The 12,958-nt window shown below is 59.1% G+C and carries 12 protein-coding genes; 6 read left to right on the forward strand and 6 right to left on the reverse strand.

The window, feature by feature from the left end:
* The first annotated feature begins 13 nt into the window (after positions 1-13).
* The gene (locus M2394_RS00960; RefSeq protein WP_259171308.1) at positions 14-1,171 is read left to right on the forward strand and encodes a PQQ-dependent sugar dehydrogenase; all 1,158 of its coding nucleotides are present in this window, start codon (positions 14-16) and stop codon (positions 1,169-1,171) included.
* A gap of 30 nt (positions 1,172-1,201) precedes the next feature.
* Here M2394_RS00960 and M2394_RS00965 read toward each other — a convergent pair whose 3' ends face one another.
* Both M2394_RS00965 and M2394_RS00970 read right to left on the reverse strand, forming a co-directional pair.
* Positions 1,202-1,681, reverse strand: coding sequence for a nuclear transport factor 2 family protein (locus tag M2394_RS00965; protein WP_259171309.1), 480 nt, complete (start codon positions 1,679-1,681; stop codon positions 1,202-1,204).
* A 54-nt stretch (positions 1,682-1,735) separates the two neighbouring features.
* Positions 1,736-2,299: a TetR/AcrR family transcriptional regulator gene (locus M2394_RS00970; RefSeq protein WP_178923806.1), complete on the reverse strand. Its 564-nt coding sequence runs from the start codon at positions 2,297-2,299 to the stop codon at positions 1,736-1,738.
* 125 nt (positions 2,300-2,424) lie between these two features.
* Between M2394_RS00970 and pssA the strand changes: the two genes are divergently transcribed.
* Complete coding sequence (pssA, locus tag M2394_RS00975) at positions 2,425-3,768, forward strand: CDP-diacylglycerol--serine O-phosphatidyltransferase (RefSeq protein ID WP_259171313.1); 1,344 nt, start codon at positions 2,425-2,427, stop codon at positions 3,766-3,768.
* 63 nt (positions 3,769-3,831) lie between these two features.
* Here the strand turns inward: pssA and efeO (M2394_RS00980) are convergent, their stop codons facing one another.
* The 4 genes from efeO (M2394_RS00980) to efeU are packed head-to-tail and all read right to left on the reverse strand — an operon-like array spanning position 3,832 to position 8,054.
* Positions 3,832-4,650, reverse strand: a complete 819-nt coding sequence (efeO, locus tag M2394_RS00980) for an iron uptake system protein EfeO (protein WP_176998162.1) — start codon at positions 4,648-4,650, stop codon at positions 3,832-3,834.
* Between the two features lie 26 nt (positions 4,651-4,676).
* Entirely contained in the window at positions 4,677-5,981 is a 1,305-nt protein-coding gene (efeB, locus tag M2394_RS00985; RefSeq protein ID WP_178923810.1) for an iron uptake transporter deferrochelatase/peroxidase subunit, read from the reverse strand.
* 14 nt (positions 5,982-5,995) lie between these two features.
* Positions 5,996-7,198, reverse strand: coding sequence for an iron uptake system protein EfeO (efeO, locus tag M2394_RS00990; RefSeq protein ID WP_178923812.1), 1,203 nt, complete (start codon positions 7,196-7,198; stop codon positions 5,996-5,998).
* 10 nt (positions 7,199-7,208) lie between these two features.
* Positions 7,209-8,054 (reverse strand): iron uptake transporter permease EfeU, encoded by an 846-nt coding sequence (gene efeU / locus M2394_RS00995; RefSeq protein ID WP_178923814.1) that lies wholly within the window; start codon positions 8,052-8,054, stop codon positions 7,209-7,211.
* 220 nt (positions 8,055-8,274) lie between these two features.
* Between efeU and M2394_RS01000 the strand changes: the two genes are divergently transcribed.
* From M2394_RS01000 to M2394_RS01015, 4 genes are all read left to right on the forward strand, one after another.
* Positions 8,275-9,291 carry an AraC family transcriptional regulator gene (locus tag M2394_RS01000; RefSeq protein ID WP_178923816.1) on the forward strand — a complete coding sequence of 339 codons (1,017 nt, stop codon included), beginning with the start codon at positions 8,275-8,277 and terminating at the stop codon, positions 9,289-9,291.
* A 95-nt stretch (positions 9,292-9,386) separates the two neighbouring features.
* Complete coding sequence (locus tag M2394_RS01005) at positions 9,387-10,088, forward strand: hypothetical protein (protein WP_259171317.1); 702 nt, start codon at positions 9,387-9,389, stop codon at positions 10,086-10,088.
* Between the two features lie 44 nt (positions 10,089-10,132).
* Positions 10,133-12,583: a hypothetical protein gene (locus tag M2394_RS01010; protein ID WP_259171318.1), complete on the forward strand. Its 2,451-nt coding sequence runs from the start codon at positions 10,133-10,135 to the stop codon at positions 12,581-12,583.
* A 64-nt stretch (positions 12,584-12,647) separates the two neighbouring features.
* Positions 12,648-12,896: a hypothetical protein gene (locus M2394_RS01015; RefSeq protein WP_259171319.1), complete on the forward strand. Its 249-nt coding sequence runs from the start codon at positions 12,648-12,650 to the stop codon at positions 12,894-12,896.
* The last annotated feature ends 62 nt before the right edge of the window (positions 12,897-12,958 follow it).

Here is a 12,958-nt window from a genome sequence, read left to right on the forward strand (position 1 = left end):
AGGACTTCGCCTTATGTTGCTACGCAAAACCCTTCTCGCCGTTGTCTGCGCAAGCACGTTGCTGCCCCTGACAACAGTGTTTGCCGCCCCAGCCCAACAATTTCCCAGTGAACAAGGCAGCCTCTCGGTCACGCCAATCGCCAAGGGCCTGGACCACCCATGGGCCGTGGCGTTCCTGCCGGACAAGCAAAGCTTCCTGGTCACGGAGCGCCCCGGCCACCTGCGCTTTGTCAGCCCGGACGGCAAGTTGTCGGCGCCCCTGACCGGTGTACCGCAGGTGTGGGCCAAAGGGCAGGGCGGTTTGCTGGACGTGGTGCTGTCGCCCGACTTCAAGCAAGACCGCATGGTGTACCTCTCTTACGCCGAAGGCGGTGGCAAGGGCGGCACGGCGGGCACTGCTGTCGGGCGCGGGCGCCTGGCGGATGACTTGAGCGGCTTGAAGGATTTCAAAGTGATCCTGCGTCAGGAGCCCAAGCTGTCTACCGGCAACCACTTCGGTTCACGATTGGCCTTTGACCGCGACGGCTATCTGTTCGTGACCCTTGGCGAGAACAATGACCGCCCCACGGCCCAGGACCTGGACAAGCTGCAAGGCAAGGTGGTGCGGATCTTCCCGGATGGCCGCGTGCCAGAAGACAACCCCTTTGTTGGCCAGCAAGGCGTGCGACCGGAAATCTGGTCCTATGGCCAGCGCAACCCCCAGGGCCTGGCGTTGAACCCCTGGAGCGGCACGATCTGGGAAAACGAACATGGGCCGCGCGGTGGCGATGAAATCAACATCATCGAGCGCGGCAAAAACTACGGCTGGCCGTTGGCGACCCATGGCATCAATTATTCGCTGACGCCGATTCCCGAAGCCCAGGGCAAGGCCGTGGAGGGCACCGTTCCGCCCCATCACGTGTGGGAAAAGTCGCCGGGTATCAGTGGCATGGCGTTTTATGATGCCGACCGCTTCAAACCGTGGCAGCACAACGTGTTTATCGGTGCGCTGGCCAGCCAGGAACTGATCCGGTTGCAGTTCGACGGTGACAAGGTGATCCATGAAGAGCGCCTGCTCGACGGCCTGAAAGCACGAATTCGCGACGTGCGCCAGGGGCCGGATGGTTACCTGTACGTGTTGACTGACGAAGACAACGGCGTGCTGTATCGCGTCGGTCTTAATCAGGATTGAAAGAAGGGGCCGCAATGCGGCCCCTTCTTGTTACAACCCCAGCTCGGACAGCCCCGGATGATCATCCGGGCGCCGGCCCAGCGGCCAGTGGAACTTGCGCTCGCTTTCCTTGATCGGCAGGTCGTTGATGCAGGCAAAGCGGTTGGCCATCAGGCCGTTCTCATCGAACTCCCAGTTCTCGTTGCCATAGGAGCGGAACCAATTGCCGGAGTCGTCGTGCCATTCGTAGGCATAACGCACGGCGATACGGTTGTCGGTGAACGCCCACAATTCCTTGATCAGCCGATAGTCCAGTTCCTTGGCCCATTTGCGGGTCAGAAAACCTTTGGCTTCTTCGCGGCGGGTGACGAATTCGGCGCGGTTGCGCCAGTGGGTGTCCAGCGTATAGGCCAGGGACACCCGTTGTGGGTCGCGGGAGTTCCAGCCGTCTTCGGCCAGGCGCACTTTTTCGATGGCCGAGGCGTGGGTGAACGGCGGCAGCGGCGGGCGAGTTTCAGCGGTAGAGGACATCGGGCAGCTCCTGAATACAATAACGGATGATCGAAAGTTGCTTGGCGTGCGGTTTCAAAGTCCCAATAACGTTCGCGCCATGCATTGCGCATCATCGGCAGCTGTTGAATCACCCATCACCAGGGCAACGGTAATGGCGCCATCGATCAGGATCAGCAGTTGCGCGGCCTGCCGTTCCGGGTCGGGGGTGCCATGTGCTTGGCACAGTTCGAGTGCGTACTCGAACAGTTTCTGTTTGTGGGCCTTGGCCAACAGGCGCACCGGGTTGTGCGGGTCGCCGGTTTCGCCGCTGGTGTTGATAAAGGCGCAGCCGCGAAAATCCGCCGAGCCGAACCAGGCCTTGAGGGCGCTGAACAGCGCCAACAGGCGATCACCCGTGCCTTCGCTGCGTTCCACCTCGCCACGCAGCCACTGCATCCAGCGCTCGTCGCGGCGCTGCAGGGCGGCAATCACCAACTCGTCTTTATTGGCGAAGTAACGGTAAATACTTTTGCGCGAGACACCGGCGGTTTTCACCAGAAAGTCCATGCCGGTGGCGGCGATGCCATGGCGGTAGATCAACTTTTCGGTGACGTCGAGGATGATGTCGCGGGTTTCGTTGCCTGTCATATCGTTCATGTGGCGTACAGTAGAACGATCATTCTTCTTGGTCAATTAACTTTTTTCCATGCGCTGCTGCGAGACCTGAGCACCCCCATGGTGTAAGCTCGGGGCCTCTTCGGATTCGACCCATTGCGAGCCTTATGCCGTCGTTCTTCAAACGCTCCCTGCTGCCCAAACTGCGCGGTTTCCCACTTTCCAGCGATTCCATCGAGGTGCTGTCTGGCGCCGATGCGTTCCGCCGTTGCCTGTTGGAGAAGATCCCCCAGGCCACCCGGCGCATCTACATCGTGGCGTTGTACTTGCAGCAGGACGAAGCGGGGCAGGAGATCTACGACGCCCTGCACGCGGCCAAGGCGGCAAGACCGGAATTGGACATCGTGGTGGTGGTCGACTGGTTGCGCGCCCAACGCGGCCTGATCGGTGCCGGCAAACAGCCTGGCAACAGCGCGTGGTACCAAGCGATGACTGCGTCCCACGTAAGCCAGGTGCCGGTGTACGGCGTGCCCGTGCAAACCCGCGAGCTGTTTGGCGTGCTGCACCTCAAGGGTTTCGTGATCGACGACAGCGTGCTGTACAGCGGCGCCAGCCTGAACAATGTGTACCTGCACAAATTCGAAAAATACCGCTTCGACCGTTACCACCTGATCCACAGCCAACCGCTGGCAGACTCCATGCAGCATTTGGTGGAGCACGGCCTGGTGGCCTCCAAAGCGGTCAATCGCCTGGATCTGCCTAACCCGCCCACCACCCGCAGTTTGCGCAACGATATCGGCGACTTGCGCAGCCGCCTCAAGCACGCGGCCTATGACACCACGGCGGGGCAGTTGCCCAATGGCCACCTGTCGGTCAGCCCGTTGCTGGGGGTGGGCAAGAACAACCCACTCAACCGTGTGGTGCTGGAGCTGATTGCCAGCGCCCAACACCAGCTCACCCTCTGCACGCCGTACTTCAACCTACCGTTGCCGGTGACGCGAGAGATCAACCGGGCGTTGGCGCGAGGCGTGAAGATCGACATCATCGTCGGCGACAAGACCGCCAACGATTTCTATATCCCGCCGAGTGAGCCGTTCAAAGTGATCGCGGCGCTGCCGTACCTCTACGAAATCAGCCTGCGCCGCTTCGCCAAACGCCATCAGCCGATGATCGACAGCGGCCAGTTGAACCTGCACCTGTGGCGCGACGGCGACAACACCTACCACCTCAAGGGCATATGGGTTGACCAGCGCTACACCTTGCTCACCGGCAACAACCTCAACCCCCGCGCGTTCCGCCTCGACCTGGAAAACGCCTTGCTCATCGATGACCCGCAGGGTGAGTGGCTGGCACCTCGGCGTATGGAGCTGACGCAGATTTACCAGCACACCACGCGCATCGAAAGGTACCAGCAGCTGCAAACCCTGCTGGACTACCCGGAAGCGGTGGGCAAGTTCCTGCGTCGGGTCAGCCGCGTACGCATTGAGCGCTTGCTGTACCGGATACTCTGATTACCGGGCAAAAAAAGACCCGGGCCCTGTCGAGGGGCCCGGGTCTTTTTTTTGCGCGGCTGCTTAGTTCAAGCCCAGCTTGCCACGCAAGGTGGACAGGTCTTCTGCCAAGGTGTTGACCGGGCCAACCAGGGCTTTGCGATCGTTTTCCTTGACCTTGTCATAGGTCTCGAAACCACCGTCCTTGGTCTTGTACTTGGCCAGGATCTTGTCCACGGTGGCGAAGTTCTTGTCGACCTTGGCCAGGAAGGCCTTGTCTTGCTTCTCGATCTGGCCACGGAACAGGTCGACGATTTTCTTCGCGCCGTCGATATTGCCCTGGAAGTCATACAGGTCGGTGTGGCTGTAGCGGTCTTCTTCGCCGGAGATCTTGGTGGCGGCGACTTCTTCGAGCAGGGCTGCGGCGCCGCCCACGACTTTCTCAGGCGGGAAGGTCAGGCCGTCGACACGGGTCTTGAGATCGTTGACGTCGGTGTTGAGCTTGGCGGTCAGCGTTTCCAGGCCTTTGGTGGTGTTCTGCGAGAACAGCACGTATTCGATGCGGTGGAAGCCGGTGAAGTCTTCGGCGGTCACGCCTTTTTCATGGTCGTCAACACGGGAGTCGATCGAGGCGTCGAGGTCGCTGAACAGTTCGGCGATCGGCTCGATGGACTCATAGTGCACGCGGGTCGGTGCGTAGAGTTTCTTGGCGGTGGCTAGGTCACCCTTGTTGATCGCGTCGGTGAAGGCTTTGGTCTGGGTGACCAGCTCGCCGATTTCTTCGGTCACGTAGATCTTGTAGTCCGAAACCGGGCCTACCAGGTCCAGCGGTGCGGTGGCGGCGAAGGCTGCCAGCGGCGAAAGGGACAGCAACAACGACAACGCAATAGTCGACTTCTTCATGGGACAGTTTCCGCTCTGGGTTTATTTTAGGTGTTGGCAGTGGTTTGAGGGTGCGTTGCAGCGAGCAGCGTACGCCCGAGGAAATCCTTGGGCCCCGTGACGCCCGGCAAGGTGAAGAAATACCCGCCGCCCACCGGCTTGAGGTACTCCTCCAGGGGCTCGCCATTGAGCCGGGTCTGTACGCTGATGAAGCCTTTCTCCAGGTCAGCCTGGTAGCAGATGAACAACAGCCCCATGTCCAGCTGACCGTTTTTATTGACGCCGTTGGAGTAGTTGAACGGCCGGCGCAGGATCAGGTTGGCCTGAGTCTGCGGGGTACGTGGGTTGGCCAGGCGGATGTGGGCATCGAGCTTGGTCAGCTTGCCCTCCGGGTCCTTGCTGTAGTCCGGCACCTGGGTTTCCTTGTCGCCATCCATGGGCGCGCCGGTCGGTTTGACGCGGCCGATGATGCTTTCCTGTTCCTGCAGCGGGGTACGGTCCCAACGCTCGACGAAGTTGCGGATGATGCGCACGGCCTGGTAGCTGCCGTTTGCGGCCCAGGCGGGCTCGTCACTGCCAGGTTGCACCCAGACAATCTGGTCCATGGCCTTGTCGTCGGTGGAGTTCGGGTTGGCCGAACCGTCACGGAAACCGAGGAAGTTACGTGCACTTTGCGCCGGTTCGCCCGGTTTGGCAGGGGCCTGGGGTGGCACGCTGCCTTCCTGTTTCCAGCGCACCAGCAGCAAGTCCGGCAGGTTCTTCACGATGTCGCGCAGGGCGTGAATGTTGGTGTCTGGGGTATTGGAGCTGAACTGCAGGCTTAGGTCGCCGTGGCACTGCGAAGGCTCCAGCGCGTCGTTGGGGAAACCCACCATGCGGCTCAGGCGCTTGGGTTTGACGGCGGTGAGGCCGAAGCGCTCATCGAACAGCGATTCGCCGACCGACACGGTGATGGTCAGGTTGTCCGGCGTGACCACCGGGCCAAGGATGCCCGAATCGGTCGGTGGCAGTTTCGGGTCCACCTGAGGCACGGTGCCGCCGGTCATCAGGAAGCTGATGCGCTCGTTCAGGGTGCGGAACAGACGCTCCAGGTCTTCCCGGTCGCTGGCCAGTACGTCGAACGCAACGACCATGCCGCAAGCCGGGCGCGGGGTGACGATGCCGCTCTGGTGCTTGCCGAAGAAATCATGGTGGTCCTGGGTCTTGTCACTGCGCGGCGCGGTGGTGACTTGCTCGGCGGCAGCGGCCATGGCCGGGCAGGTCAGGGTGCTGCCGGCAATGGCTGCACCGGTGGCGGCCATGCCCAGCAGGACGCGGCGGCGCTGAAGGTCAAACTGTTCTGAATCACTCATCTGTGCGGTCGTCTTCACTGCAGGCCGGAAAGGCCAAGGGCGGGGTCGATTCCATCGAGTGCAACGGCCAGAGCCTTGGCCTTGTCGGCGATCTGCTTGCGCTGATCGGCGGTAACGCTGTCGTACGAGCTGTAACTGTTATTGACTTTGAAACCCGCGAGTTCGCCATCGAACGCGCTGAGAGCGCTGTCGATTTTCGGCAACAGGTCGGCGGCCGATTTGGTCAGCAAAGGACGCATCAACTCGACCACTTTATGGGCGGCCTCAAGATTGGCGGCAAAACCGTTCAGGTCGACATGGCTGTAGCGTTCCTCTTCACCGCTGACGGCGCGTACATCGGCGAGGCTGTTGAGGTTGCGCACCACAATGCTCACCAGTTGCTCAGGTGGCAGGGACTGGGCCAGCAGTTGTTGTTTGAGGCTGGTGACGTCGGCGACCAGGCGCTGCGCAACCGGCGCCAGACCGTCGAGGCTGCGCTGCTGGAACAGGCTGTATTCGAGGCGGTGGAAGCCGCTGAACGCTGGGTCCTGTTCGCGTTTTTCAAAGTAGTCGGCGCGGGCGTTGATCGCGTTGTCCAGCTCCGCCAGGCGCTGGGACGCCGGGGCCAGGCGCTGGTAGGCCTCGCGGGCCGGCACGTACAAGGCTTGCGCCTGGGCCAGGTCACCGGCGTCGATGGCTTGCTGCAGGGCCGTGGCGGCCTTGACCAATGCGCTGCCTTGGCCGCTCAGGTACACGCGGAATTCCGACAACGGGCCAATGAACGCCACCATCGACGGTTTGGCCTTGGCCTGGGCGTCGGACTCCGCCGTTGGTGTGACGTGCAGCGTGCCCCGTGGGTTGCTCAACAGTCCGCAGGTGATGGCGTAGTCGCCAGGCAACAGGTTGGCGTTGATCACCTGGCTGAGGCCCGGGGCGATGTTTTCCCGTTCTTCGATCACCAGTACGCCGTCGAGGATTTCCCACTCCACCGCCCGGTCGGAGCGGTTGATGATGCGGAAGCTCGCCCGTCCTGCGGGCACGGTCAGCTCATTGGGCTCGCAGGCGTGGCCGTGGATGGTCACGGCAATTTCGTTGTGGTTGGTCTGGCGTTTAGCGGCGGCCAATTGTGAGGCGTAGTAGAACAGGCCACCGGCGGCGATCATCACGACCACCGAGCCGGCCACCGCCCAGCGCAGGGCGCGAGGGGGCGAGGCCGGTTGAGGGGTAGGGTTGGACAAGAGACGGTCCTTACTGGCTGGAAACGGAAGAAGAGTTGGCGACAGGCTTGGCAGGGGCCGAAGGCAGGAAAAACATCACCAGGGCCACCACCAGGTAAATCAGATAAGCACCCAGGGTGCTGACGGTCGGTGCCTCTTGATAGCCGAACATGCCCGCCAGCACCGAGCCCAGCGGGCTGTCCATGGGCAGCGCAGCGCTGAAGTCGAACAGCACGGTTTGCAGGTGGTTCCACACCCCGGCTTCGTGCAGGGCCTGGACCGAATTGGCCAGGATGCCAGCGGCGACCACGAGGATGAACAAACCGGTCCAGCGGAAGAACGCACCCAGGTTCAGGCGCATGCTGCCGGAATAGATCAGGAAACCGACCACAATCGCCAGGATCAGGCCGAGCAGGGCGCCAATCGGTGCGCCGGGGCCTTCGCTCTGCTGGAACACGGCCAGCAGGAAGAACACCGTCTCCAGCCCTTCACGCGCCACGGCGAAAAACACCATGGCAATCAGCGCGATGACTTGGTGCTTGGAGCCGGCCAATGCGTGATCCAGGGATTCGTGCAGGGCATGCTTGATGGAGCGGGCCACCTTGCGCATCCAGAACACCATGGAACTGAGAATGCCCACGGCGACCAGGCCGACGACACCTTCGAACAGCTCCTGTTGTTTCTGCGGGAATTCGGCACTGACCAACTCCAGGCCACCGCCCACCAGCAGGGCCAGTGCGGCGGCCAGGAACACGCCGATCCATACGGCAGGCATCCACTGGCCACGGCCGGTTTGCTGCAGGTAACTGGCGATGATGCCAACGATCAGTGCGGCTTCAATGCCTTCGCGCAGCATGATTAAAAAGGGAACAAGCATTCGGCACCGCGTCGAGACTGGATAGGATGCTAATTTGTAACATAATGATACTCATTACTAAACAAGCAATCTTGACCTTTACTGAACCTTGACTGAACGGCCCGCCAAACGGCCGTCGCGCGGCATTGCGTCACAGGGGGACGGGGTTACACCTACTTTTTTGTAAGTCGAGTCCCTAAGATGGCGGCACTCCACGCAACACAGGGCCCGGAACGCGCCAATGTCCGAAAAAGACACCATCTCCATTCACCTTGTCCGCGAGGCGTTGCTGCAAAGCTGTGCGCCCGGCATGGCCACTACCGAAGCGCTGAACAAGGTGGGTATCGACCCCGCCTGGCTCGACCTTCCCGATGCCCGCGTACCAGCAACGGCATACGCGCGCCTGTGGCGTTTGCTGGCCCGGCGCATGGACGATGAGTTCTTCGGCATGGACCCGCGCAAGCTCAAATCCGGCAGCCTGGAGTTTCTGTGCCGTGCCGCCATGGCTCAACCGACCCTGGCGCAGGGGATCGAGGCCGGCCTGGGGTTTCTGTCGTTGATGCTGGATCACCTGCCGGCGCAGTTGGTGCGTCAGCAGAGCCTGGCTGAGATTGTCTTGCTTGAACCCGAGCCACAGCCCAAGCGTGCGTTTACCTACTTTGCCTATTGGATGATTGTCCACGGCGTGGCGTGCTGGCTGGCAGGACGGCGCATTCCGATCCTGGCCATCGAGCTGCGCAGCCCTCAGCCGGATTTTTGTGATGATTACCAGGTGATGTTTTCTGACAACCTGCGGTTTGATCGGCCACGCACCCGCATGATTTTTTCTGCCGACTGCCTCGACCTGCCGATCAAGCGCAACGCTGAAGAACTCAAACGTTTCCTTGCCCACGCACCCGCCAACATCCTCGTCAAATACCGCGATCCCGAAAGCCTCGCCACCCGCATCAAGCACAACCTGCGCCAGATGCCCCCCGACACCTGGCCTGAAACCGAGGGCTTGGCGGCTACCCATTGCATCTCGGCCTCCACTCTGCGCCGCCGCCTGGCGGAGGAGGGGCAGACTTATCAGGGCCTTAAGGACAGCGTGCGCAAAGAGTTGGCGATTGTGTGGCTGGCGGAACCACAGATCAGCTTTGCCGAGATAGCGGCGCGACTGGGGTTTGCCGATATCAGTTCTTTTTATAAGGCGTTTCGTAAATGGGTTGGCTCCAACCCAGGGCACTATCGAAGCCTGATCTTGAGTGAAGCTGATTGATCGTTGTGTATGACCCCTCGCAGAGACTTTTCCGATAGAGCATTGGTAAATCGTACTTCAGGCTGTGGAGATCTTTCCTCGTGTGAGAACGTCAAATGCCGCTGTCGACATATACCCCGCTACGCGCCCCCGGCACCTCAATTCCCGGCAATACCCCACAGGCTCCTGTCAGGGCGAAATCCGCTCCAGTGCCTCCTGGAGAGGGCAGCAACTTCGGTTTGAGCGACGAAAGCGTGCAGCGTTCCAAACTTAAGACACGCTATCCGGCGCCCACCCAGGAGGAGTTGAACGCGCAGTCGAGCAGTGGGAGAGTGAAGCGTGCCGAGGTCCAGAAGACTCCGGAGGAAACTCTTTACGAATCACAGTTGGTCGCCAAGATCGACGAAGTGCTCGCGCAGGTGAGCAAGTGGGTCGATACGATTTATGCGCCGATTCTGAACCCTTCGAGCGTGGTGGATGAGGTCATCAAGCAACGTATTCGTGAATATGAAAAGAAGACCGATGACGAACAGGGAATGACGCCAGATACCAAGTTGACCGTGACTTACATGGAGAAGCAGCCGGCCAACCCGAATCTGCATTTTACGGCTCCCGTTAGAAAGCAAAGGGTCTACACCCTCAAGGAAATCGTCACGGGCACCTATTTGAACGACATCAGATTAATGCGCGACAAGTATGGGCAAGTCTTCGAGGCCGTGGAAGTTGAACAGCAGGCGCTGGTTGATTTCATTCGCAAAGGGAACCCTATACAGAAGCGCTTGGATGACGACTTCGCCGCCTACAAAGCGCGGCCCTGAATTATCTAGAGAGAACACCCGTCACAGACCCTGGTTACAAGTTGATGAGTGCCTTCCTGAACGGCGATCTCAAGGCGTCGCAGGTTAAGTTCCATGGAGCAGTGGTTAATGGCGTATTTGCGGTCACCCAAGGCGAAAAAGCGGTCCTGTGCAGCGTAGATGATGACATTTCCTTTTATATTGGCGAGCGAAATAATCGCTATTGGAAGTTTGGTGCTCGCCAAAGTGAACCTGAACCGACGTATCCAACAGACCCTAAATTCAAGGAATGGATCACCCAGAAATTACCAATTATCGAACAGCTGAAAACGCAGAGAGATACGCAGGCATTCGATGTCCTCAAAGACAAAGACTCCACGAATGCGCACATCGGAATTTCGAGGACGGTCGGGCAGATCAATAAGAAGCCTTTTAGCTTCGAAGCTCAAGACAGTACAAAAAAACTCGCCGGGGCGTTATACGAAGGGAATATCGCGCGTGTCGGTTCGGATATTGACTCGTTGATCTATACCAAATGGGAGGATTTCGGGCTTGAAGCTCTGAGTGTGATACAACAAATGTTAAATACCTTCAGCAATTTGTCGATGTTGGGCAGTGCTGGAACGGGGATGTTTATGCTCAAGGCGATCACCTTTGCTGCGCTCGGTGCCGCCAACGCCGGGGTGAATGCCTTGCGGGGGGCGATCACCGACGACCCCACTGTACGAGATGGCGCCAATCGAGCGGCGTTTATCTCAATGCTGACGACTGCCATTCAATCGACGCTGTCGGGCTTTTTTTTCGCTGGTGGCAAGGCGATCGACGCAGGAAAGACCGTGAATAAATTTGCTTCGGCAATTGGCTATCAACGATTTGCCAAGCAGTACATTAACGCCAACATGCCGCGTATCGTTCGTGAGTACTTGGGCAAACGCGTGGGCAGCCAGGTAGTTAAGCCCACTCAGAACTCGAAATTGCCGATTGAGAGCAAGCCTGGCACTTCCCCTGCTCCTGCTCCCGCTCCTGCCCCTGCCCCAACGGCGGGGCCCGGCTTTGGAGGCGTGAATGTCCCTTGGAACAAAATGAACGATGCTCAAAAGATCGAGCACGTGCAATTTAAAGCGACCACCTCAGCCACCGGGTTGCAACTGATTGGGCAAACCAGCAAGCACGCGGTCAGAGCGTCGATCGCCAATAACCTGCTACCGCACGGCTCAGATCTGCAGGTGCCACGTAGTTGGAACAGCGGTGCTACCGAGACCAAGTTTGCCATAGCGAAGTTGCAAACCGAGTTAAAGCGTCTGAAGGCAATCGATGAGTTTTTGGGTGGGCTGCGTACTAATACTCCTGCGCTGGAAATGACTCCGGCGATGGGCCAGCCGATCAATGCGGCAGCTGCATGGGTAGCAGCATCCAGCAGCGTGAAGCTCCCCCAGGAACAGGTACGCAAGCTGATTGAACAGTTTCAACACGCAGATTTGACCGATATGCGTGTGATTGAGGACATTCAACGGTCGTTGTCAGGCACGTCGACCGATTTTCGCGCCACAGGTACCAGCAACCTGCTGGGCACTGATATAGCCCATGCGGCCTTCGAGGCGCGCCTCAAGCCGCTTGATGCTCCTGCTGGGCTGTCGCGCGCGAGTTGGTTGTTTGCGCTGACCAAGAGTTACCAACCGTTCGGAAAAAACAATGACCCATTGGCCAGGGTGCTGTACGCCCTGGCGGACCTTCAAGACTCGAATAACAACGGGTTCAAGGCGATCACAAAAACCACCGAACTGAAATTGTCGCGGCCTGAGCCAGTGCAGGCCCCCATCCCCAGCAACAGGCGCCAAATAAGCACTGCGCCGCCCGTCGTCGATTCCAGGGTGCAGCCATTTCGACAGATTGAAGCCAACCCTAGCAGTGAGTTGCCCGCTGAAATGCAGGGTTTCATGAACATGCTCCGCAATGATCCCAAATTATCCACGGCGTTTACGAATCCTGCAGGGGAGTGCGCCAGATGCGCGGAAATTGTCGCCGAATTCATGCGGCGCAAAGGTTTTACAAACATCAGGTACCGAACCCTGCTTATATGGCCTACGCGTAACCCGAACAGCGTGCAAAATCACTTTTTCCCTATCGGCGATTTCAACGGCAAGACGTACGCCTTTGACCTGACGGCGCCCCAGTTCGCTAATAAAGGCATGCCTTCGTTGTCTGAGCCGATGATCCTGCCGGAACCGGCACTGATGAGAAAGTATCAAACGGCAAATGAAAAAATGCTGATCAAATACAAGGACTTCTCTAACCTGAGGTCGGCGGAAACCGAACTTTCTACCTTGGCTACTCCTGGGCCAAATGAGTTCATTGAAGGTGGATACACGCTCAATCAAGGCTGGAACACTCCTGCGGCCACACCACCTGCCGCTCCTAACGAACGTGGCCCGGGCAGGATCACTTCGAAGGACATCACGCGCTTTTTCAGGAATCGAGCGTCAGCTGCGGATCGGCTGACGAACCCCTCTGGCTGACATCTACAAGCCAGCCTCGGGGCAGGCATATCACTACTGGCGCTCCAGCAGTGATCCGGTGTTCATGTCGTCGGATATCGGGCATGCGGGACTCAAGAAAATGCTGCCGCAACTTGCCCAAAGTGCCCGTTCGGGTAAGTTGCCACTGGCTGACGGTCTGTTTGCGGCCGCGGTCCGCTTCAAGGCATTGACACCCGCAGGAGAAGATGCTCTGAACCCCCAGGTAATAACGTTGAAACAAACCTTGGCATACCGCATCTGTTCAGCAGTCAACAAGATAGCCATGTCGCCTTCCTCCATTAGTAATAAGTGACACTTCGTTGTCGACACGTGTGCGTATTGCTTTAATGGCGCGTGGCGTCTGAAATGTGAGTT

It is taken from the genome of Pseudomonas sp. BIGb0164, from assembly GCF_024810135.1.
In the GTDB taxonomy this organism is placed as follows: domain Bacteria; phylum Pseudomonadota; class Gammaproteobacteria; order Pseudomonadales; family Pseudomonadaceae; genus Aquipseudomonas.

What these genes read in the sequence shown, in the direction of transcription:
- efeO (WP_176998162.1), bottom strand. Translation starts at nt 4,650, where the DNA reads ATGAAGAAGTCGACTATTGCGTTGTCGTTGTTGCTGTCCCTTTCGCCG.
- M2394_RS01015 (WP_259171319.1), top strand. Translation starts at nt 12,648, where the DNA reads ATGTCGTCGGATATCGGGCATGCGGGACTCAAGAAAATGCTGCCGCAA.
- M2394_RS01005 (WP_259171317.1), top strand. Translation starts at nt 9,387, where the DNA reads ATGCCGCTGTCGACATATACCCCGCTACGCGCCCCCGGCACCTCAATT.
- efeU (WP_178923814.1), bottom strand. Translation starts at nt 8,054, where the DNA reads ATGCTTGTTCCCTTTTTAATCATGCTGCGCGAAGGCATTGAAGCCGCA.
- M2394_RS00960 (WP_259171308.1), top strand. Translation starts at nt 14, where the DNA reads ATGTTGCTACGCAAAACCCTTCTCGCCGTTGTCTGCGCAAGCACGTTG.
- pssA (WP_259171313.1), top strand. Translation starts at nt 2,425, where the DNA reads ATGCCGTCGTTCTTCAAACGCTCCCTGCTGCCCAAACTGCGCGGTTTC.
- M2394_RS00965 (WP_259171309.1), bottom strand. Translation starts at nt 1,681, where the DNA reads ATGTCCTCTACCGCTGAAACTCGCCCGCCGCTGCCGCCGTTCACCCAC.
- M2394_RS01000 (WP_178923816.1), top strand. Translation starts at nt 8,275, where the DNA reads ATGTCCGAAAAAGACACCATCTCCATTCACCTTGTCCGCGAGGCGTTG.
- M2394_RS01010 (WP_259171318.1), top strand. Translation starts at nt 10,133, where the DNA reads ATGAGTGCCTTCCTGAACGGCGATCTCAAGGCGTCGCAGGTTAAGTTC.
- M2394_RS00970 (WP_178923806.1), bottom strand. Translation starts at nt 2,299, where the DNA reads ATGAACGATATGACAGGCAACGAAACCCGCGACATCATCCTCGACGTC.
- efeB (WP_178923810.1), bottom strand. Translation starts at nt 5,981, where the DNA reads ATGAGTGATTCAGAACAGTTTGACCTTCAGCGCCGCCGCGTCCTGCTG.